The sequence below is a fragment of the Halopenitus sp. POP-27 genome, assembly GCF_029889855.1.
GTDB lineage: Archaea > Halobacteriota > Halobacteria > Halobacteriales > Haloferacaceae > Halopenitus > Halopenitus malekzadehii.
In genome coordinates this window covers 23,168-44,243 of the sequence record NZ_JARANU010000012.1, presented here as the reverse complement: position 1 = coordinate 44,243, position 21,076 = coordinate 23,168, and the positions used below count along the sequence as shown (strand labels likewise).

The 21,076-nt window shown below is 68.0% G+C and carries 15 protein-coding genes and 1 tRNA gene; 8 read left to right on the top strand and 8 right to left on the bottom strand.

All coding sequences use genetic code 11. From position 1 onward, the window contains the following. Positions 1–95 precede the first annotated feature (95 nt). A complete protein-coding gene (locus tag OQF70_RS08800; protein WP_280537069.1) occupies positions 96–575 on the top strand; it encodes a hypothetical protein in 480 nt (159 codons plus the stop codon). Between the two features lie 41 nt (positions 576–616). Here OQF70_RS08800 and nth read toward each other — a convergent pair whose 3' ends face one another. Then, the gene (gene nth, locus OQF70_RS08795) at positions 617–1,303 is read right to left on the bottom strand and encodes an endonuclease III (RefSeq protein WP_280537068.1); all 687 of its coding nucleotides are present in this window, start codon (positions 1,301–1,303) and stop codon (positions 617–619) included. Positions 1,304–1,409: 106 nt separating this feature from the next. Further along, positions 1,410–3,905: a DUF2298 domain-containing protein gene (locus OQF70_RS08790; RefSeq protein WP_280537067.1), complete on the bottom strand. Its 2,496-nt coding sequence runs from the start codon at positions 3,903–3,905 to the stop codon at positions 1,410–1,412. A 170-nt stretch (positions 3,906–4,075) separates the two neighbouring features. Here OQF70_RS08790 and OQF70_RS08785 point away from each other — a divergent pair, with 170 nt between their 5' ends. The 4 genes from OQF70_RS08785 (at position 4,076) to eif1A (ending at position 5,984) form a co-directional block, all read left to right on the top strand. Continuing rightward, positions 4,076–4,882: a glycosyltransferase gene (locus OQF70_RS08785; protein ID WP_280537065.1), complete on the top strand. Its 807-nt coding sequence runs from the start codon at positions 4,076–4,078 to the stop codon at positions 4,880–4,882. After that, positions 4,879–5,337 (top strand): GtrA family protein, encoded by a 459-nt coding sequence (locus tag OQF70_RS08780; protein ID WP_280537063.1) that lies wholly within the window; start codon positions 4,879–4,881, stop codon positions 5,335–5,337. Before OQF70_RS08785 ends, OQF70_RS08780 begins: the two co-directional genes overlap by 4 nt. 117 nt (positions 5,338–5,454) lie before the next feature. Next, a tRNA-Met gene (locus tag OQF70_RS08775) sits at positions 5,455–5,529 on the top strand. 170 nt (positions 5,530–5,699) lie between these two features. Further along, a complete protein-coding gene (gene eif1A / locus OQF70_RS08770) occupies positions 5,700–5,984 on the top strand; it encodes a translation initiation factor eIF-1A (protein WP_092813984.1) in 285 nt (94 codons plus the stop codon). 105 nt (positions 5,985–6,089) lie between these two features. On the opposite strand, the gene OQF70_RS08765 is transcribed toward eif1A, so the two are convergent. After that, complete coding sequence (locus OQF70_RS08765; RefSeq protein WP_303651062.1) at positions 6,090–6,656, bottom strand: nucleoside deaminase; 567 nt, start codon at positions 6,654–6,656, stop codon at positions 6,090–6,092. A gap of 116 nt (positions 6,657–6,772) precedes the next feature. On the opposite strand from OQF70_RS08765, the gene OQF70_RS08760 reads away from it, so the two are divergent. Together OQF70_RS08760 and OQF70_RS08755 are read left to right on the top strand one after the other, a co-directional pair. Continuing rightward, on the top strand, positions 6,773–7,468 hold the full coding sequence (locus OQF70_RS08760; protein ID WP_280537061.1) for a phosphoribosyltransferase: 696 nt from the start codon (positions 6,773–6,775) through the stop codon (positions 7,466–7,468). A gap of 4 nt (positions 7,469–7,472) precedes the next feature. Next, positions 7,473–8,240, top strand: a complete 768-nt coding sequence (locus tag OQF70_RS08755) for an HD domain-containing protein (protein ID WP_280537059.1) — start codon at positions 7,473–7,475, stop codon at positions 8,238–8,240. Between the two features lie 42 nt (positions 8,241–8,282). Here the strand turns inward: OQF70_RS08755 and OQF70_RS08750 are convergent, their stop codons facing one another. The 4 genes from OQF70_RS08750 to OQF70_RS08735 form a co-directional block, all read right to left on the bottom strand. Next, positions 8,283–9,290 (bottom strand): ScpA family protein, encoded by a 1,008-nt coding sequence (locus OQF70_RS08750; protein WP_280537057.1) that lies wholly within the window; start codon positions 9,288–9,290, stop codon positions 8,283–8,285. Then, positions 9,283–12,879 (bottom strand): chromosome segregation protein SMC, encoded by a 3,597-nt coding sequence (gene smc / locus OQF70_RS08745; protein ID WP_280537055.1) that lies wholly within the window; start codon positions 12,877–12,879, stop codon positions 9,283–9,285. The genes OQF70_RS08750 and smc overlap by 8 nt, the downstream gene beginning before the upstream one ends. 27 nt (positions 12,880–12,906) lie before the next feature. Beyond that, the gene (locus OQF70_RS08740; protein ID WP_280537053.1) at positions 12,907–13,329 is read right to left on the bottom strand and encodes a bZIP transcription factor; all 423 of its coding nucleotides are present in this window, start codon (positions 13,327–13,329) and stop codon (positions 12,907–12,909) included. A gap of 108 nt (positions 13,330–13,437) precedes the next feature. After that, complete coding sequence (locus tag OQF70_RS08735; RefSeq protein ID WP_280537051.1) at positions 13,438–15,363, bottom strand: beta-CASP ribonuclease aCPSF1; 1,926 nt, start codon at positions 15,361–15,363, stop codon at positions 13,438–13,440. A 397-nt stretch (positions 15,364–15,760) separates the two neighbouring features. Here OQF70_RS08735 and OQF70_RS08730 point away from each other — a divergent pair, with 397 nt between their 5' ends. Beyond that, positions 15,761–16,258: a hypothetical protein gene (locus OQF70_RS08730; protein WP_280537049.1), complete on the top strand. Its 498-nt coding sequence runs from the start codon at positions 15,761–15,763 to the stop codon at positions 16,256–16,258. A gap of 57 nt (positions 16,259–16,315) precedes the next feature. On the opposite strand, the gene gltB is transcribed toward OQF70_RS08730, so the two are convergent. Further along, a complete protein-coding gene (gene gltB, locus OQF70_RS08725) occupies positions 16,316–21,058 on the bottom strand; it encodes a glutamate synthase large subunit (RefSeq protein WP_280537047.1) in 4,743 nt (1,580 codons plus the stop codon). Positions 21,059–21,076 lie beyond the last annotated feature (18 nt).

The following is a 21,076-nucleotide window of genomic DNA, read 5'->3' as shown; positions in this document are numbered from 1 at the left end:
GTCAATGCCGATCGCAGCAACGATGGGGATCGATCGTGACGCGGTCGCCGTCGGCGGATCGGGAACCTTTACGCGCCGTACGTCGAACGAACGGTATGGTCGAGGAGTCACTCGTGGCGATCGCGGTCGCCATCACGGTCACGGCGAGCCTCCCGTGTTTCCTCTACGGCGCGTGGGTGATGATCGACGCCGAGATCGTCACGTGGGAGCTTCTCGTCTACCACTTGAAGTTCGTCGGCGTCGGGCTCGTGTTGACCACGGTCCCGATGGTCGGCTGGATGATCCCTCGACTGTTCAACCAGCTGTCGGGAACTGCCGTCGTGCACGCCTTCTTCGGGGTCCAGGCGTACGCGCTGTTGACCTTCGCGCTCACCGGCATCGTCCACATCCTCCGGGCGAAGCGAAACGCCGACCTCTATCAGGACCCCGACCAGGACGTCGACATCGACGAGCTACACGAGGACATGGGCCACTGGCGAACGCGACTTCGCGTCGGCGTGTTCGGCTACACGATCCTGTGGATCCTCGCGTGGCTCACCGGGCTCTACCGGCTGCTGAACCTACACTTACTGTAAGCCGGTGTCGGGATCGTCCGACCGACGTCGTGGCGTGATCGTTACTCCCAGGATTCGCCGCTGGCCAGATCGACGTCGTGATCCGCCTTCGAGGACGGACAGACGCCCTCGAGCACGCAGTCCCCACAGTCCGGGTTCCGCGCGGTGCAGGTCGCTCGTCCGTGGTCGATGAACAAGTGTGTGAACTCCTGCCACTTCGCTTGCGGAACGATCCCGGTCAGGTCCGCCTCGATCCGCTTCGGGGACGTTTCCTCGGTCAGCCCGAGCCGTCTGGAGAGGCGCTGAACGTGGGTATCGACGACGATTCCCTCGACGACGTCGTGACCGTGTTGAAGGACGACGTTGGCCGTTTTCCGGCCGACGCCGGCCAGCTCCGTCAGCTCGTCCATCGTGTCGGGAACCTCGCCGTCGTGCTTCTCGATGATGTCCCGTGCGGCCGACCGGATGTATTTCGCCTTGTTGTTGTAGTAGGTGATCGAGGAGATGTCCTCGGCCAGTTCCTCCTGGTCGGCGGCCGCGTAGTCCTCGGCCGTCTCGTACTTCTCGAAGAGGTCCGCACAGACCGTGTTGACGCGTTCGTCGGTACACTGCGCCGACAACACGACCGCGATCAACAGCTCGAGCCGGTTCGAATATCGGAGCGAGATCGTCGAGTCGGGGTACTCCTCCTCGAGCCGGTCGATCACCTCGCGGGCCTGCGCCTCGCGCGTCTCCCGTCTGGTTCCCATACCGATCCCGATCCGCCGCGCCGGGTTGAACGGTTCGAAGTCGATCGGTGTCCGAATGGTGACGGCGCGGTGGATACACGTCACTCCCGCGGACTTCCCTGCCGGTTCACCCCGGCAACGCGTCCTGATCGACCCGGTAGACCGTCACGCGATCGGTCTCGGTGGCGACCGAGACGCCCTCGAGGTGGTCGAACGCGACGTCCTCCCCGTACCGCTCGCGCTCCGTTGGCCCAACCCACACGTAGGTCACATTGTAGGCGTCGAGCGTTCGGACGCGCTCGACCGTCGTCCCGGCATACGCCCGGTCGACGACCGCAACGCGGCGCTCGTAGGGCTCGACGCCGCGGTAACCGACCTCGTGGTCCCACCCGGCGACGGTCGGAATCCCGGTCAACGAGGAGGCCGGATTCGCCCGCCAGGTGTACATCCCGGGTTCGGCCGCTCGCGCGAGGCCCTCCGGCGACCGCGTCGTTCCAGGTGCCTCCAACAGCACGTCCTCGCGCGTCGCGTGCTCATCGAGCCACGCGATCGCCGGTGCTTCCTCTGGGTGTTCGGTGGCGACGAAGGCGGTCGCGTCGAGGGTCCCGACGTCGTGCCGGTCGAAGTGTGCGTCGAGCGCGAGCGCGGCGTACGGAAGCGTCGAGACGACGAGCAGGGCGACGAGAACGCGCGCGAGGGTACGCCCCCGGGGCAGGATCGCGGACGCCGTCCGGCGGACGCTCGTTTCGCGGCTGCGTCCCTCGCGCTCGCCCGCCTTCCGGACGCGCTCGACCCCGGCGATCCCGCCCGCCCAGAGGTCCGCAAGGACGACGCCGGCGGCGATCCCCCACAGCGTCCAGACCTGAAAGTACGTCTTGAACACGGTGTTGAGCCGTCCCGGTCCGGCCTGTTCGGCCAGATGGACGATCTCGACGAGCCCGACGAGCCCGGCGCCGCCGACGATCAGGACCGTTTCGAAGCTCGCACCGCGGTCAGCCCGCAGCGCGACCCAGCCGAGAACGAGCAGTGGTGCGACGACCGCGATCGCGGGAACGCCGATGAGGAGGCCGATCGCCGCGACCGCGACGACCCCGACGAGGAGCGGGCCGCACCCGGCCAACCGCGAGGGAGCGTCACCGGCCGTCAACACCCTCGTTCGCGCCGCCGCCCCAGCGCCGATCAGGCGGCCGACGAGGAACGCGAGAAACGCCGCGAGAAACGCGCCGTGGACCGTGAGCAGCCCCCCGAGTCCCGATCGCTGATCGGGAGGAACGAGCGCCGGCTCCTGGCCGCTGCTCGCGCCGAGCAGGAACGGTGCGGCGAGGACTCCGGCGATCCCGGCTGCGACCACCGTCACCGCGATCGCGCCGCCGGTTCGTTCGACCTCGGTCCGGAGAACTGACCGAGGGAGCCCAACACCGACGCCGGATTCGGCGCCATCCGGGGAGACGTCGCCGATCGGTGGACCATCGCCGGTCGGCAGGACGTCGCCGACCGGAAACAGCGTGAGCGGGCGGGCGGGCGCGAACGTCACGGCCAGCCAGAGGACGCCGAAAAGCGTCGCCAGGTCCCAGGTGTGAACCACCGCGATGGTCCCGCCGAGGACGGGGATCGCGCCGAAGACGAGCAGTCGGCGACGGCGCAGCGCCGATTCGGGGGTCCGCCAATAGGCGTAGGCGAGCGCCGCCCCGAACACGAGGAACGGTGCGCCCATCATGTGTGCGTGAAGGTCGCCGTTGAGGAACGCGAAGAACGGGAACTCGTTTATCGTTCCCTCGATGACCCGGCTCGCGTCCCAGTAGTGGAACGGCTCCGCCTCGGCGGTCGCTCCCGAAGCAACGCGTGCGAGCAGCGACCGCACCGTGGCGAGATTGCTTGCCAGCCCGACGGCCACGGCCGCGGCGACGCCGGCACCGGTGGCGATCCGGTCGGTTGCCTCCGGACCGTCGGTGTTCCGATCGGTTGCCGGGTCGGCGTCGATCCGGTCCGCGGCGATCCCGCGGGCGAGCTCGAAGACGGCGGCGATCAGACAGGCGTAGACGGTCGCCAGCGCGAGGTTGTACGCGTACGCGGGCGCCACTCCCGAGAGCATCGTCACGAGCGCGACGGCGAGATGACCGCCGTAGTAGTAGTTCACCGTCTCGCCGGCGAACCAGGGGTCAAGCGGCGGCAGCGTCTCGGCCCTGAGCAGGCTCCGCAGCAGGCTGTAGTCGAGGAACTTCTCCCCGCCGACGGCGACGACCGCCGGGTCCGCAGCACGGATGAGCAGAACGAGCGCGAACGCACAGAGAAACACGACGATCGCAGATCCGGCTGCTCGCCGGTCGGACGGGAACGCATCGGCCGAAAGCGCGAGCGATCCCCGCCGAGCCGCCTCGAGGTCGATCGTCGCACCCAACGAGCCGACGCCGAGGACGAGGAGTCCGGCGGCAAGGGCCTCGACGCCGAAGCTGACCCGACCGACCCAATAGCCAATGGTCGTGAGGATGGCGACCGCGAGGATCGGCGCGAGCCCGATGCCACGGCCGGGCGTCCACCGAAACAGCCGCCTCGCGATCGGGGTCGCAAGCACCGCGAGGACCGCGACCGTGAGAAGCCACCGTCCGACCAGCAGGACCTCCATATCCCGGGAAGACCCGGCCACGGTGTAATCCCTTCGGGTCGGGCCGGTGTGGTTTCGGGTCGGGCCGGTGTGGTACCCGTGATCCCACGACGGTTCACGCCGCCCGGCGTGGTTGCGTGTCCGCGTGACGAGTCACGGCGTTTTTTAGCGGTGGCCGGGTATCGACCGGTATGTCCGCGACGCTCGGGATCGTCGTCCCCGCGTTTCGCCCCGACGTCGACCGACTGATGGCGTACGTCCGGTCGCTCGACGACGGGCTCGACCCGGAGACGATCCGGATCGAACTCGACGATCCCGAGCCGGCCGTTCGCGACGCGCTTCAGGACGCATCCGACCTCCCCGCCCACGTCAACGCCGTCGATCGTCGCCGCGGGAAGGGCACCGCGATAACGGCGGGGTTCGAGGCGCTCGAGACCGACGTCCTCGCCTTTTTCGACGCCGACGGGGCGACCGACGCCGACGCGGCCGCAGCCGTCATCGATCCCGTTCTCGACGGCACGGCCGACCTCGCGGTCGGCTCCAGGCGACACCCGGAGGCGGTCGTTCAGTCCCACCAGACCGTGCTCCGGCGTGCGCTCGGCGACGGGTTCGCGTGGCTCGCCCGCCGCGTTCTCGGTCCATCGCTGTACGACTACCAGTGTGGCGCGAAGGCGATGACCGCCGAGACGTGGCGTCGAGTGCGGGACGACGTCTACGAACCGGGATTCGCCTGGGACATCGAACTCGTCGCGCTTGCGGGCGCGTACGGCGCCCGTATCCGTGAGGTCCCGATCAGCTGGGAGGACCAGCCCGGATCGACGGTCGATCCGGTCCGTGACACCGTCCGGATGTTTCGCGGGCTCGCGGTGGCCCACCATCGGTCCGCGGTCGTCTCCGGGAGCCGGCTCCACCGACTGCTCCCGATCGATCCCGGACCGTCACTGTTGGACCGGCTGCACGGGGCGGCCGGACGCGATGGACGGAGGGATCCGACGTGAGTCTGCTCGAGGACGCCCTCGACGAGCTCGCGACCGGCGCCCGGTTCGGGAGGTTCCTCTCGGTGGGTGCGCTCGGCGCGATGATCGACCTCCCGATCAGCTCGGCGCTCACCCTCACGGCCCTGCTGGAGCCGCAGTGGGCGAAGGTGGTCGGAACCGAGTTCGCGATCATCGTGATGTTCCTGATAAACGATGCCTGGACCTTCGACGGCCAGGGCGCACCCGGCCGCGCCGCGAAGCTCCGCCGGCTGATCCGGTCGAACGTCGTCCGATCCGGGGGACTCGCCGTGCAGTTCCTCGTCGTGTGGTCGCTGACCGGCCTCGACGTCGAAGTGCTCGTGGCGGGCACCGACGTCTGGGCGGTGGTGACGATGCCCATCGCCATCGGCGTCTCCTTCGTCGTCAACTACGTCACCGAGAGCCTGTTCACCTGGCGCGTGGCCGCTACCCGGTGAGACGACCGTTTCAGCCGCACGAACCATTTATAAATGATGGGACGTTTCGCACGCGGTTAACTCGCATACGGCAGTCGAATCACAACCCTTAACCGTTGGACTCGTTTTCGTTCCAGTAGCGGGATGGGATAGCCAGGAGATTCCGCCGGGCTCATAACCCGGAGATCGGTGGTTCAAATCCACTTCCCGCTACTCCCAATCGTTTCTCGAGATCGCGTTTTTTACGCCGGAATAGCCGATCGTGTCACCGTCGTGTCGGTTCTCGCGGTCGCCGTGTTCGGCCCGAATATCCACCCGACGAAGCACGTGGCAGTCGGTCTCACGATCCAACCCCTTATACGTGACCGGAGCGTATCAAGTGTGTGAGCGAACAAAGCGGGCGTCGGGACCTCCGAATGCCCAACGACGATCAGGTATTCGCCGTTGTGACCGAGATGCTCGGCCACAGCCGCGTGCGGCTGCGATGCGCCGACGGTGTCGAGCGGATGGGACGGATTCCGGGTCGAATGAAGTACCGAAACTGGATCAACCGGGACGACGTCGTCCTCGCCGAGCCCTGGAGCTTCCAGGACGAGAAGGCGAACATCGAGTGGCGCTACGACGACTCGGCGGCCGACCAGCTCCGCCGCGAAGGCCACATCGAGTAGTTCAGCGACCCGGCGGTCGCACGTTCCGGCGGTCCCGCGTTCAGGCGTTCCGGCGGTCCCGTGTTTTCGAGCCGTCTTTTTCCCTTCGATCAGCCGCCGATCCCGCTAGTCGTCACGCCGGCCGTCCCACCCGTATTCCGTATGGACGGCGCGGCCGGCCGCGTTCGACACCGGTCCGACGACCTCGGTGACGCCTGCGAGCACGTCCCGTGACCGAACTGGCGGCATCGGTTCACCCTGAAACTCGGCGATCTCATCGCTCCCGACGGCGTAGACGACGCGACCGAGCCCCGCCGACCGGATCCCGCCCGAGCACATCGGACAGGGTTCGGTACTCGTGTACATCACGGTCCGTGCGCGTTCGGCCGGCGTGGCGTCGCGGACGGCGCGCGCGGCGAGATCGAGTTCGGGATGGCGTCGGACGTCGTCGGCAGTGTGGACCCGGTTCGACGCCTCGGCGACGATCCGGTCGTCGCGGACGAGCACCGATCCGAACGGCTCGTCGCCGCGGTCGGCAGCCACCCGGGCCAGCTCGATCGCCCGACGGAGATGCGTCTCGTGATCGAACGTATCGAGTTCGGATGTATCGGGTTCGGATGCGTCGGTCCCGGCCGAATCGCTCCCGGATCTCTCGGGAGCGATCCCATCCGCGTGGTCATCAGCGTCGGTCATCGACCGTCGTTCGCGGTCCCGCCCGAAAAGCGATCGGGGGATGGGATCACCCGTCGACGACTGCCGCGACTCGTCGGATACGCTTATGAGGACCGGCCCGCCAGTTCCGCACACGAATGAGCGACCTCCCGGACGATTTCGACTGCACGATCACCAACTGGGAGTACATCTACGGGCTCTGTCGGACCGTCTCGAACCAGGTCAAACGCGCGTCCTTCGAGCCGGACGTCGTCGTCGCGCTCGCCCGCGGCGGCTGGTTCGCCGGCCGGTGTACCTGCGATTTCCTCGGGCTCGACGACCTCACCAGCCTGAAGATGGAACATTACGTCGGCACCGGCGAGAAGGCCGACGAACCACAGGTCCGCTACCCGATGCCGGAGGGCAGCGTCGCGAACAAGGACGTGCTGATCATCGACGACATCGCCGACACCGGCGGATCCATCCGACGTGCCGAGGAGTACGTCACCGACCGCGACGCCGGAACCGTCCGAACGGCGACCCTCCAGCTGCTCGGCACCTCGGAGTTCGATCCCGACTTCGTCGGCGAGCGCCTCGCGGAGTGGACGTGGGTCGTCTACCCGTGGAACTTCATCGAGGACATGATCGACCTGATCGCCGGCGCGATGGAGCGTGCTCCGGAGACGACGTTCTCCGAGGCCGACGTCCGCGCCGTGCTCGCCGAGTACCACGGGATCGACCGCATCGAGATGGAGATCGCCCAACCCGACCGCCTCGCGGAAGTGCTCACCGAGATGGAGCGTCGGGACGTGATCGAGATGGCGGGCGACGGCGAGTGGCGGCTGGTCCAGTGATCCGATGACGGACGACCCCGCGGCCGATGGCGACCTCGACGCCGACGCCGATACCGACTTCGACGCCGATGACTCTCGGGCGACGACGGTCAGCGAATCGGCGATCGAGGCGCTGTGTGACGCGCTCGCGCTGAAGGACGAGACGCGAACGGGCTGGGCACTGCGGGGCGTCCACGATCCGGAGTCGGTCGCTGCCCACTCGTGGGGAGTCGCCTATCTCGTCGTCGCGATCGGCGAGACATTCACCGACGAGTTCCCCGATCTGGACCTCGATGCCGCCCTCCGAATGGCGGTGGTCCACGACCTCGGCGAGGCCGAAACCGGCGACGTCCCCACCCGCGCCGATCCCGAAGCCGCCGAATCGCTTCCCGACGCGGACGAGCAGGCGGCCGCCGAACGCGATGCGGTGACCGACCTGACCGCGTCCCTCGACGCCGCCGAGCGACTCCGTTCGGACTGGGAAACCTACGAACGCCGGGACCGTCCCGAGGCGCGGGTCGTCAAGGATCTCGACGTGGTGGACATGTGCCTCCAAGCGCTCGTCTACGAGCGTGCGGATCGATACGACCAGGCCGACTCATCGGCCGCCGATCCGACGACGGACGATCCGGCGGCGGGCGCTCCGACGGCGGACGCGTTCGCCGAGTACGACGCGCTCGACGAGTTCTTCGTGACGGCTCGTCGAAGCGTGTCGACGGAGACGGGGCGTGCCCTTCTCGACCGCATCCACGATCGATACGTCACGGCCCGCGATCACGACGATCCCGCGTGACGGCGCCGAGGTGCTGCCGATGGCGGCGTTCGACGGTCGCAGTTAGTCCGCGATCGCTTCCGCCTCGACGGTGGCCGCGGTCGGGTCCCGGATCCACAGGTCACCGAAGAGGTCGTCCTGCTGGAGCCGGACGCCGCCGCGGTGCGCGAGGAACAACAGCGCGAGGTAGGTCATGAAGGGCCGCCCGCCGATCGTCTCGATCTCCGCGAACAGCACCTCCGTGCGGCCCTGGTCGTACTGGGTCCGCACTGCGGCCCGGACGTCGTCGATGACCTCCTCGATGTCCTCGTCGTGGGTCCCACCGGTGACGTCGCCCTCGGTCGGCTCGCCCTCCCGGCGGACGTCGCCGGCGGCGCGGTAGTCGAGCGTCTGCGTCCCGCGGTCGTGCCCTCGCGGCGATTCCGAGGTGTCGTACTCCCGCGATCGCTTCCACCACGAGCCGCGCTCGGCCTCCCGGAGCTCGCGGACCAGCTCGTCGAGCGTCTCGGGCGACCCCCGGGTGTTCTTGCGATCCAGCCGGCGGTCCATCTCCGCCTCGAGGTGGTCGACCGGATCGAACCCGTCGCCGTCGGTCGGATCCCCGTCCCCGTCGCCGGCGTCGACGCCCGGGCGTCCCTCGCCGCGCATCGCGGCCTCCCAGGGCTCCAACTCCGGCTCGTCGGCGTCGTCCTCCTCGTCGTCGGAGAGCATCGCGTCGCTTTTCATCCGCAACAGAACGCTGGCGTAGAACAGCGCTCGTCCGGTCGTCCGCAGGTCCCGGGCGTCGAGTTCGGCCAGGAACGCGTCCGTCACCTGCACGATGTCGATGTCCCACGGCTCGATCTCGCCCTCCTCGGCCAGCTGGACGAGCAGCTCCACCGGTTCGACCTCGTCGTCCGTGGCGTCGCCGGTCGTGGCGTCGCCGTCCGTGGCGTCCGTGGCGTCGTTGGCCAATGACGTCCCGTCGCCGACCGTGGGCGGTCCAGCCACGGACGTGTCAACATCGGCTCCGCCGGCGAGGTCGATCTCGGGGACGTATCCGCCGTCGGTTTCCTCCTCGTCGTCAGTCATCCGCGGGCACCTCCTCGTCCCCGTCGGCTTCCTCGCCCTCGGCGCCGAACTGCATCCCCGTCACCGCGGAGACGTTGTCCTCCTGCATCGTCACGCCGATCGCCCGCTCGGAGCGCTCGAGGAGGGCCGAGCGGTGTGAGACCACGACGAACTGCGCCTCGCCGGCCAGGTCGTGGACCATCTCGCCGACCCGTTCGGCGTTGACCGCGTCGAGGAAGGCGTCGACCTCGTCGAGTGCGTAGAAGGGTGCCGGGTTGTGTCGCTGGATGGCGAAGATGAACGCCAGCGCGGTCAGCGACTTCTCGCCGCCGGACATCGCGTCGAGCCGCTGGACCGGCTTGTCGGCCGGCTGGGCCTTCATCGTGAGTCCCTCCTCGAAGGGGTCCTCGGGGTTCTCTAAGACGAGTTCGCCGGTCCCGGCGGAGAGGCGCTCGAAGATGTCCTCGAAGTGGTCGTTGATCGACTCGAAGGCGTCCATGAACGTCCGTTTCTTCTGTGACTCGTACTCCGTGATTCGCTCCTCGATCCCGTCGCGTTCGGTCACGAGGACGTCACGCCGTTCCTGAAGCTGGTCGAGCGCTGCTTCGACCTCGTCGTACTCGTCGATCGCGCGCATGTTGACCGGCTCCAACGCCTCCATCTCGGCGTCGAGCTCCTCGATGCGACGCTCCACCTCGTCGTGGTCGGGGATCGACTCGGGGTCGTAGTCGCCGACCTGCGACTCGAGTTCGTCGATCTCCCACTCCAGCCGCTCCGACCGGTCGCGCAGGTCCGAGAGCGTCGATTCCACCTCGGAGACGCGCTGCCGCTGCTCGTCGCGCTCCTCGGTCGCGGCCGACAGCGTCTCCCGGAGCTCCGACCGCTCCGCCTTGAGCTCGGCCAGTTCCTCCTCGAGGTCCTCGATCGCCTCGCGCTTCTCGGCGAGCAGTTCCCGCTTCTCCTCGATGGCGGCCTCGTGGTCGGCGATCGTCTCCTCGGCCTCGGCCTTCTTGTTCTGGGCCGCCTCGATGCGGTCGTGGAGCTCCTCGACGGCGTCCTCGGCGTACTCCTTCTCGAGTTGCACCTCGTTGAGTCGGCCGTCGAGGTCATCCATCCGCGACTCGAGGTCCTCGATCTCCTCGCGCACGTCGTCGGCCCGACTCGTCAGCTCCGGGATCCGTGAGTCCGCGAGCTCGGCCTCGATCTCCGCGATCCGGTCCTCGACCGCCGCCTGCTCGCCCGCCAACTCCTCGATCTCCGCGTCGAGCTCGGTCATCCGCTCGTCGACCTCCTCGCGCTCGGTGCGGAGCGTCTCCAGCGTCGACTCCAGCTCCTCGATCCGGTCGTGCTGGTCGTCCAGCTCCGTTTCGGCCCGGTCGATGTCGGCTTCAACCGACCGGACGCGCTCCTCCGCGTCGGCCTTTCGCTCGCGTGCGTCGTCGATCTCCGCGTCGAGCTCGTCGATCTCGGACTCGAGAGACTGTCGGTCGTCCTCGAGCTCCTCGATCTCCTCGGCCAGCCGCTGGAGCTTGCCGCCGCCGGCGGTGCTGAAGGAGTATCTGGATCCGCCGCCGGAGCCGCCGGTCATCGCGCCCGAGGTTTCGACGAGGTCGCCCTCCAGGGTCACCATCCGGTAGTCGCCCATCAGATCGCGAGCCGTCGCCATGTCCTCGACGACGAGTGTCGACCCGAGAACGTACGAGAAGACCGGATCGTAGCGGGCGTCGTACTCGACGAGGTTCCGCGCGAAGTCGACCACGCCCGGCATCGTCGGCGCGTTCGGGAGGCCGCGGTCGTCGAGCTCCGTGATCGGCAGGAACGTCGCCCGGCCCGCGTTGCGGCTCTTGAGGTGATCGATGCACGTCTCGCCGACCCCGTCGTCGTCGACGACGACGTTCGCGATCCGGCCGCCGGCCGCGGTCTCACACGCCTCCGCGTACGTCGGGTCCACCGACGCCAGTTCGCCGACCGGGCCGTGGACCCCGTCGATGCCGGCGTTTCGGATCGTCGTCACCGCTCGCGGCCAGGAGGTGTCGCCGCGGTTCTTCGCGTCCGCCTCGAGGGTGGCGTATTCGCTTTGCTTCTCCCGGAGGTCGTCCTCGAGGGCGTCGAGCCGCTCCTGTCGCTCCGTCTTCTCGGCGAACAGGTCCGCGATCGTCTCCTCGATCGCGTCGCGGTTCGTCTCCGCCGTGTCGAGTTCGCCGTGCAGCTCCGAGATCCGGGCTTTCAGGTCCGGGATCCGCTCGTGGGCCTCCTCCAGATCGGACTGCGCCTCGCTGATCTCGTTCGATCGTCGCCGCGCCTCATCGAGCAGCCGGTCCTTCTCGCGCTGGACGTCGTTTTTGTCGGCCTTGAGCTCCTCGAGCCGCTCTTTGTTCTCGGCGAGATCGGCCTTGAGTTCGTCGTACTGGGTGTCGATCCCGTCGATCTCCGCTTCGATCTCCGCGAGTTCCGACCGCTTGTCGGCGACGTCGGCTTTGACCGATGCCTTCTCGACTTTGATCTCCTTGGCGTCCGCCTCGAGGTCGTCGATCGTCTCCTGTTTGCGGTCGATCTGGACGAACGCGTCGCGGCGGTCGGTCTCGGCCTCCTCCAGGCGACTCTCGGCGTTCTCGATCTGTCCCTCGAGACGCGAGATGTCGCCTTTGATCTCCTCGATCTCGGCTTTGATCGCGAGCTGTTCGTCCTCGCCCGTCCGCTCGATCTCGTCGTTGAGGTCCGACAGATCCGACTCGAGACGCGTGACGCGCCCCTGGCGCGTGTCGAGTTCAGCCTGCCGGTCGGCCAGTTCGGCCTCGGTCTCATCGATCTCCGTGAGTACCTCCTCGCGGGTGTCGCGCTTCTCCTCGAGTTCGGCGGCCTTGCGGTAGCCGCGGTACTCCTCCTGCTCCTCGCGGTAGGACTGGTACTCCAGGGCGGTCTCGCGCTCGTCGGCGAGTCGGTCGAGGCGGTCCTCCTTCTCCCCGATCCGGAGGTCGGCCTCCCCGATCCGGTCCTCGACGGCTTCCAGTTCCTCGAAGGCGGCCTCCTTCTTGTCGTCGAACTCGGCCACGCCGGCGATCTCGTCGATGATCCCACGGCGCTGGTAGGCCGTCATGTTGATGATCTCCGTGACGTCGCCCTGCATCACGACGTTGTATCCCTCCGGCGTGACCCCGGCCTGCGCGAGCAGGTCCTGGATGTCCGAGAGGTTGACGGAGCGGCCGTTGAGGTAGTAGTAGGAGTAGTAGTTGTCGTCGGTTCGCTTGACGCGTCGCTTGACCGTTATCTCCTCGACGTCGCCGACGTTCTCGGAGCCGGCCGCCGAGACGACCTGTCCGCGATCGAGGGTGCCGTCAGCGTTATCGAGCACGACCGTGACGGCGGCCTCGTCGGGACCGTCGCCGGACTCCGCGCCGTCGTGGCCGGGGTTGTAGATCAGGTCGGTCAGCTTCTCCGCGCGGATCCCGCGGGTCCGTGCGAGCCCGAGCGCGAAGAGGATCCCGTCGATGATGTTCGACTTTCCGGACCCGTTCGGACCCGTGATGACCGTGAAATCCTCGTAGAAGGGGATCCTCGTCGTCCGCCCGAAGCTCTTGAAATCGTCCAGAACGACTTCTGTGATGTGCATTGGTGGGCTCGCGAGGGGGCCGCGAGCTTACGCGACGATGATGTCGCTTTCCTCGAGGCCGCCCGTCGTGTCTTCGTCCGTGTCCGCGTCGGCGTCGTCCGCCGCCGCGTCGGCTGCGGCTTCCGCCGCTTCCGCGGCTGCAGCGGTTGCATCGGCGTCCCCGTCCGACTCGGTCTGCTCGACCACGTTCACGTGATCGTCGCTCTTCGTCGTCCGTTCCGTCGGTTCGGGAGCCTCCGGCGTCGGTCCGGCACCCGGCTGGTCGCTCCCGCTGCGGTTCGCGGCCGTTTCTGACGTCTCGTCGGCCGTCGTCCCGGTCGACCCGGACGCGTCACCCGCCTCCAGCTGTCGAACGCGTTCTTTGGTCTCGACGAGCTCCTCGGTGAGTCCGTTGACCGCCGCCTGAAGCTCCGAGACCTGGCGTTCGAGTTCCGTCACCCGATTACTCATACGTGTGTTCGGTCGGCCGAGACGTATAAATGTGTGTCAGACGCGTGTGTGACTGATTCCCATTCGGGGAGCGGAGGCGTCGTCGACGACGATGGACCGACGGGTGTGTCACTTAAACCGGAACGTTTCGAGGTTCTTCGGCGCGAACGTCCGCATGTTGTAGTCGTGATACAGCGCCGAGGAGAGGTCCTGAACCGAGCTCTCGTCGCCGTGGACACAGAGCACCTTCTCTGGACGGGGGTTCATCGTCTTCACGAAGTTCTCGAGCCCCTGTCTGTCGGCGTGCCCGGAGAACCCGTCGACGGTTTCGGTCTGCATGTTCAGCGTGAGCGTGTCGCCGCGCCCGCCGCCGCCCCAGCCGTCGACCGGGATCTCGTCCCAGCCGTTCTGGATCCGTCGACCGAGCGTCCCCTGCGCCTGGTAGCCGACGAAGGTCAGCGTCGAGTCCGACTCGGGACCGATGTGGCGCAGCCACGACATAATGGGTCCACCCTCGATCATCCCGGAGGTTGACAGGATGATGCACTGGTCGCCGTCGGCGACCTCCTGTCGTTCGTCCTCGCCGCCGTCGATGTGGTTGAACTGGTCCGCGAGGAACGGGTTCTCGTCCTCGTGGAAGATCCGGTCACGGAGGTCGTCGCGCAGATACTCGGGGTAGGTCGTGTGGATCGCCGTCGCCTCCCAGATCATCCCGTCGAGGTGGACCGGCATCTCCGGAATATCGCCGTTCCGCATCGCCTCCTCCAGGACGAGCATCAGCTCCTGGGAGCGACCCACCGCGAAGGCCGGAATCACGACCTTGCCGCCGCGGTCGTAGGTCTCGTTGATGACCTCCTTGAGCTTTTGTTCGGAGTCCTCCTGGTCCGTCTGGTAGTCGTTGCGACCGCCGTAGGTGGACTCCAACACCAGCGTCTCCACGCGCGGGAAGTCGTTGACCGCCCCGTTGAACAGCCGGGTGTCGTCGTAGTGGATGTCGCCGGAGAAGGCGACGTTGTAGAGGCCGTCGCCGATGTGGAAGTGCGTGACCGCCGACCCCAGGATGTGGCCCGCGTTGTGGAAGGTGATCTTCACGTCGGGCGCGATGTCGGTGACGTCGCCGTACTCCAGCGGGATCGTGTGTTTGATCGCCTCCCGGACCTGCGCCGACTCGTAGGGTGGCGTGCGACCCTCCTTGGCGGCGACGTCGAGGTAGTCGAGCTGGAGCAGCCCCATCAGGTCCCGCGAGGGCTCGGTCGTGTAGATGGGCCCGTCGTAGCCGTACTTGAACAGCAACGGGATGAGCGCCGAGTGGTCCAGGTGTGCGTGGGTGAGGACCACGGCGTCGATGTTCTGTGCGCCCGCGCCGAGCGCCTCCGGCACCTGTAGATACGGGACCTCGCCCTCGGCGCCGGGCTTGTCGCCACAGTCGATCAGGATCCGCGTTTCGGGCGTGTTGAGGATGAAGGCGGCACGGCCGACCTCGCGACAGCAGCCGAGCGTGGTGATCCGGACCCACTCGTCGTCGGAGAGCTCCTCGCGGTGGATCTGTCGCCCCACACGTTCGAGGATGTCGCGACGTTCCTCGCGCTCCTGTTTCAGGAAGTTGCGGACGTTCGAGACCGTCGAGGACTCGATCGGCGGGGTCCGGACGACCTCCGGGGTCCAGCCGACCTCCTGGGTTATCTCACGCAGCGTCGAGCCGCGACGGCCGATCACCATCCCCGGCTTCTGGGCCTCGATGACGACCTCGCCGGTGTCGGCGTGGAAGTCGAGGTCGCTGATCCCCGCCTCCTCGGGGACGACGTCGAGGACCTGCTGGCGGGCCTCGCTGGGCGGCGACAGCGTGCTCGGGTCCGGCCGCACCGTGATCCGCTTGCGCAGCTGGGAGGCGAGCCGGCGGATCAGGTCGCCGTCGCCCGCGAACCGCTTGGGGTCGCGGGTGTAGACGACCAGCTCCGGGCCTTCGTATTTTACGTCCGTGATCGTGACGTCGTTGGGGATCTCCTGTTCGATCTGGGATCTGATGTCTTCGAGTTGGGTATCGACTTGGCTCATAGGTACAAATCCCCCGCGGTAACCGACGCCGAGGACGTCCGTCTCCGGCTGCTCGGATGGGGACGTTCGGGTTCGAGGTCCGACGACTGCTGTGTCGTCAGTGGTGACGAGGGAGGCATAATGGCGAGTACTGTCCGTAGCTTCGTCTGCGGGAAGAGACGGTGAAAACCCGCTTATTCGCACATAGACGCCACCCGTTATAAAAGCCTTCGCAAACCACCCCTCGATCGTCGCACCGCCGATGGCGGCCCTCCATGACGATCACGACCGGCGATCGGGGAGATGTACCGGCGATCGGGGAAACAAGCCGGCGATCAGGGAAACAAGCCGGCGACCGGAAAAATACGCCGGCGATCGGGGGAACGTACTTGACCCGCTGCCACCGTAGTGAGCCACGATGCGACTCACGCCCGATCGCGTCGCGGCCGAGTACGAGTGGGTTCGCGCTCGCGAACCGACCGTCGTGGCGCTGATCAACGAGACGCGCGATGCTCTGGGTGACCGGTTCGACACGGACGTCGCGTCCGTCTCGCCGGCTGCCTACAGGGGGGCCGTCGACGACGTCTTCGCCGACGGCGAGATGGCGGTCAACGTCGCCGGCTACGTCTCGATCCTCCGGGATCTGGACGTCGCGAACGACTATCCCGGGTTCGTCGTCGACGAGGTGCTGGGTCGCGCGCTCGCGGAGACGATCGCCGGCGGGCAGCCGCTTTCCATACTTGCCGCGGCGACGTTCCACTTCGCGGACATTCACACGGACGATGAAGCAGCGGAGGCCGATCCCGCCGGACTCGACGATCTCGATGCCGCCCTCGCGGCCGGGTTCCAGACGCGACTGCCGGGCTGGACGTGGCGCGAGGAGCCGAGCCCCTTCGGCGTCGACGTGGATGGCTGAGGCGCGAACCCGGACGTCGATCGAACCGTTACCGCATCAACCGGCCATCGCGGCCGGTCAGTCGTCGCTCGAGACCGCGTTCGCGTCCGCCTCCGGAAGCGCCTCCGCCGTCGCGGCCGGGGGTCGTGCGTCACGGACGTCCTCGCCGATTCCCTCCGCGATGACGTCGGCGTAGGCGTCGGGGAACACGCGGACGAACGATTCGCAGGTCGCCTCCCAGTCGTCGAGCAGCTCGTGGGCCCGGTCGCTTTCCGTGTAGGCCGCGTGGTTCTCGACGAGCCGGCGCAACATTGCCTCGTCGCGCTCGGAGAGGTCCCGTGAGAGCGACACCATCCCCGTATTGGCCCGTTCGGCGAGGCGGCCATCGGGGTCGTGGACGTAGGCGACACCGCCCGACATCCCGGCCGCGAAGTTCCGGCCGGTCTCGCCGAGGACGGCCACGACGCCGCCGGTCATATACTCACAGCCGTGGTCGCCGACGCCCTCCACGACCGCCCTGGCCCCGGAGTTGCGGACGCCGAAGCGCTCGCCGGCGACGCCGTTGACGTAGACCTCGCCCGCGGTCGCGCCGTACAGACAGACGTTGCCGACGACGACGTTCTCGCTCGCCTCGTAGCCCGCATCCGCGGGCGTGTTCACGATCAGCTTCCCGCCGGAGAGCCCCTTGCCGACGTAGTCGTTGGCCGCGCCGGTCAGCGAGAAGGTGACGCCCTCCGCGAGGAACGCGCCGAAGCTCTGGCCGGCGTAGCCGTCGAAGTCGACGGCGATCGTGTCGTCGGCCAGCCCCTCGCCGCCGTGTGCGCTCACGACGCGGTTCGAGAGGGTCGCGCCGACCGCGCGGTCGACGTTGGTGACGTCCTCGTTGATCGAGACCGGCGCGCCGTCGGCGATGGCGTCGGCAGCGTCGTCGATGAGGTCCCAGTCGAGCCGGTCGTCGATCCCGTGGTCCTGTGCGCGGACCTTCGTCCGGATCGACCCGGTCGGCTCCGCGATGACGCCCGAGAGGTCGAGGTGTTTCGCCTTCTCGTGGTCCGTCTCGCGCTGTGCGAGCAGCTCCGGGCGGCCGATCAGCTCCTCGACCGTCCGGAACCCGAGTTCGGCCATGATCTCACGAAGTTCCTCGGCGATGAAGGTCATGTAGTTGATGACGTGGTCGGGCTCGCCGGGGAACCGCTGTCGCAGGTCCTCACGCTGGGTCGCGACGCCGACCGGACAGGTGTTCTCGTGGCACTGCCGGGCCATCACGCAGCCGGAGGTGACCAGCGAGGCCGTCCCGAAGACGTACTCCTCGGCGCCCAACAGAGCGGCGACGGCGACGTCGCGGCCGGTCCGCATCCCGCCGTCGGCCGACACCCGGATGCGGTCGCGCAGCCCGGTCGCCCGCAACATCTGGTTCGTCTCCGCGAGGCCGAGCTCCCACGGGAGCCCCGCGTTCTTGATCGACGTTTTCGGGGACGCGCCCGTCCCGCCGGAGTGGCCCGAGACGTGAACGACGTCGGCGTTCGCCTTCGCGACGCCGGCCGCGATCGTCCCGATGCCCGCCTCCGAGACGAGCTTGACGTTGATGTCCGCGTCCGGGTTGGCCGACTTCAGGTCGTAGATGAGCTGTTTGAGGTCCTCGATCGAGTAGATGTCGTGTTGGGGCGGCGGCGAGATGAGCCCGACCCCCGGCGTCGAGCACCGGACGTGGGCGATCATCTCGTTGACCTTTTTGCCGGGGAGGTGGCCGCCCTCGCCCGGCTTCGACCCCTGTGCCATCTTGATCTGGAGCTCGTCAGCCGAGGCGAGGTACTCCGCGGTGACCCCGAACCGGCCCGAGGCAACCTGCTTGACGGTGCATTCGCGCTCTGTGCCGAATCGCTCGGGCGGCTCGCCGCCCTCGCCGGTGTTGGATTTCGCGCCGATCCGGTTCATCGCGATCGAGTTGTTCTCGTGGGCCTCCGGCGAGATGCTGCCCAGCGACATCGCCGCGGTCGAGAACCGTTTCACGATCTCCTCGACCGGCTCCACCTCGTCGATCGGCACCGGATCGCGGTCGGCGTCGAACTCCAGGAGTCCCCGCAGCGTGTGCGGCGAGTCTTCCTGGTCGTTGACCGCCTCGGCGAACTCCCGGTACTGGTCGTACTCGCCCGACCGAACCGCCTGCTGGAGCGTCCCCACCGTCTGCGGGTTCCAGCCGTGTTTGATCCCCGACGAGCGGTGTTCGTACTCCCCGACGGTCTCCAGCTGTGGGTCGGCCCCGAACGCCATCGCGTGCCGCGTCCGGACGTCTCCCTCGATCTCGTCGATGCCGATCCCCTCGGTGCGGATCTCCGTGCCCGAGAAGTACTCGGCGACGAACCCGGAGTCGAGGCCGACCGCCTCGAAGATCTGGGCGCCCTGGTAGCTCTCCATCGTCGAGATGCCCATCTTCGCCATCGTCTTGAGCAGACCGTCCTCGAGCGCGCCGCGATAGGCGGCGATCGCCTTGGCCTCGTCGGCGCCGTCGGGGCCCGCGACGACGTCGGCGATGGAGGCGTACGCGAGGTAGGGGTTTACCGCGCCCGCGCCGTAGCCGACGAGGGTCGCAACGTGGTGTACCTCGTGCGGTTCGCCGGATTCGACCACGAGCCCGGCGTGGTTCCGGAGCCCGTTGCGGACCAGATGATGGTGAACCGCTCCGGTCGCGAGCAGGCTTGGGATCGCGATCCGCTCGGGTCCGAGCGCGCGATCCGACAGGACGATCACGTCCGCACCGTCCTCGATCGCGGCTGCGGCGTCGTCGCAGAGCCGCGACACCGCGTTCTCGAGGTCCGTCCCCGCCTCGAAGGTCGTATCGAGGACCCGGGATTCGAGGGCGGCGTCCGCGGCGTTCGTGCCGGCCGCGTCGGCGGCCGTCTCCTCGCCGAGCGCCTTGATCGCCTCGGTCTCGGCGTCGGTAAGGATCGGCGTCTCTGACACGAGCTGGCGCGCGTGCTCGGGCGACTCGTCGAGCAGGTTGCGCTGGAAGCCGAGCCGCGTCTCGAGGGAGGTGACGAGTTCCTCGCGGATGTAGTCGATCGGCGGGTTCGACACCTGCGCGAACAGCTGCTTGAAGTAGGTGAACAGCGGCCGGTCGACGTCCGAAAGCACCGACAGCGGGGTGTCGTCACCCATGGACCCGACCGGGTCGGACCCGGTCTCGGCCATCGGCTCAACGAGGTGGTTCATCGAGTCGGTCGTGTAGCCGAAGGCCGCCTGGCGGGCGCGCAGCGGCGAGGTTCCCTCGACGTCGTCCGCGTCTCCGCCAGCGTCGACGTCCTCGTCCGAAGCCGCCTCCTCGTCGCCGGCGTCGATGCCGGCGCTCGTCGGGTCGTCCGTCTCACGGATCTCCGAGAGGTCGACCTGCTCCTCGGCGACCCAGTCGCCGTAGCGGTCGTCGGTCAACTCCGCGAAGACCTCCTCGTCGGGGACGACCCGGCCCGACTCCAGGTCGGCGACGAAGATCTCGCCGGGCTGGAGCCGACCGCGCCGCTCGACGTCGGCGGGATCGGTCGGCAACGCGCCGACCTCGCTGCCGACGATCAGGCGGTCGTCGGTCGTGACCTCGTAGCGACACGGGCGGAGGCCGTTGCGGTCCAGGACGCCGGCGACATGGTCGCCGTCGAACCCGAGCACGAGCGCGGGGCCGTCCCATGGTTCGACCAGCGAGGCGTGGTAGTCGTACCAGTCGGCCCGATCCTCGTCCATCAGGTGGTCGTCGCGGAACGCCTCGGGGATCAGCATTCGGAGGGCGTGTGGGAGTTCCCGACCGCTCTGGATGAGCAGCTCGAGCGCGTTGTCGACGGAGGCGGTGTCCGATTGGTTGGGGTCGTCGATGACCGGTTTGACCGTCTCGAGGTCGGCGCCGAATCCGGGATGGGAGACGTCGGTCTCCCGCGCCCGCATCCAGTTGATGTTCCCCTGGATCGTGTTGAACTCGCCGTTGTGGACGATGTTGCGGTACGGGTGGGCCAGATGCCACGCGCCGAGAGTGTTCGTCGAGAACCGGGCGTGAACGAGCGCGGCCCGGGAGGCGAACCGGTCGTCATTGAGATCCGGGAAGTAGTCGGCGAGCTGCTCGCCCTTCAGGAGCCCCTTATAAACGACGCGGCGGCGATCCAGCGAGGCGACGTAGAATCGGCCGCTCCTATCGACGTCCGCGGCGGCGGTCTCGATCGCCTTCCGGGCGACGTAGAGCGCGCGGTCGAACCCGAGCAGCGCCGGGTCCCGGTCAGCGTCGGCATCGGCGTCGGCGTCCACGAACCGGTCGGCGAGGGCGGCCTCGTCGGTCGGCGCCACGAAGACCTGCCAGTGGTCCGGCTCCGACTCGAGCGCCGTCGCGCCGAGGTCGTCGTTCTCGGTCGGAACCGACCGCCAGGTGAGAACCTCGAGATCGTACTCCGCGAGCGTTTCGGCGACGACGTCGAACAGCTCCTCGCGAGCACGGTCGTTCCGGGGGAGGAACAGCGAGCCGACCGCGTACTCCGCGGGGAGATCGACGTCGACGACCGATCGGAAGAACGGGTCCGGCCGCTGGACCATGATGCCCGCGCCGTCGCCGGTGTTCGTCTCGGCACCCGTCGTTCCCCGGTGTTCGAGGTTCTCGAGCAGACGGACGGCATCGGCGACGGTCTCGTGGCTCGGTGTGCCGTCGAGATCGACGACGGCGCCGACGCCGCAGTTCGAACGCTCGTCGGTCGGATCCGCGAGGCCATCGCCGGCGTTCTCCTCGTCTCCGTCTCGCCCGGAGCCCGCCGCGCCATCGCTCGGCTCGGGGGTGATACTGTGTGGCTTGGTCATACCGTACCGAACCCGTCT

Coding starts and splice junctions, on each gene's coding strand:
- OQF70_RS08800 (WP_280537069.1), top strand. CDS start 96: ATGGTCGAGGAGTCACTCGTGGCGATCGCGGTCGCCATCACGGTCACG.
- nth (WP_280537068.1), bottom strand. CDS start 1,303: ATGGGAACCAGACGGGAGACGCGCGAGGCGCAGGCCCGCGAGGTGATC.
- OQF70_RS08790 (WP_280537067.1), bottom strand. CDS start 3,905: ATGGAGGTCCTGCTGGTCGGACGGTGGCTTCTCACGGTCGCGGTCCTC.
- OQF70_RS08785 (WP_280537065.1), top strand. CDS start 4,076: ATGTCCGCGACGCTCGGGATCGTCGTCCCCGCGTTTCGCCCCGACGTC.
- OQF70_RS08765 (WP_303651062.1), bottom strand. CDS start 6,656: ATGACCGACGCTGATGACCACGCGGATGGGATCGCTCCCGAGAGATCC.
- OQF70_RS08760 (WP_280537061.1), top strand. CDS start 6,773: ATGAGCGACCTCCCGGACGATTTCGACTGCACGATCACCAACTGGGAG.
- OQF70_RS08755 (WP_280537059.1), top strand. CDS start 7,473: ATGACGGACGACCCCGCGGCCGATGGCGACCTCGACGCCGACGCCGAT.
- OQF70_RS08750 (WP_280537057.1), bottom strand. CDS start 9,290: ATGACTGACGACGAGGAGGAAACCGACGGCGGATACGTCCCCGAGATC.
- smc (WP_280537055.1), bottom strand. CDS start 12,879: ATGCACATCACAGAAGTCGTTCTGGACGATTTCAAGAGCTTCGGGCGG.
- OQF70_RS08740 (WP_280537053.1), bottom strand. CDS start 13,329: ATGAGTAATCGGGTGACGGAACTCGAACGCCAGGTCTCGGAGCTTCAG.
- OQF70_RS08735 (WP_280537051.1), bottom strand. CDS start 15,363: ATGAGCCAAGTCGATACCCAACTCGAAGACATCAGATCCCAGATCGAA.
- OQF70_RS08730 (WP_280537049.1), top strand. CDS start 15,761: ATGCGACTCACGCCCGATCGCGTCGCGGCCGAGTACGAGTGGGTTCGC.
- gltB (WP_280537047.1), bottom strand. CDS start 21,058: ATGACCAAGCCACACAGTATCACCCCCGAGCCGAGCGATGGCGCGGCG.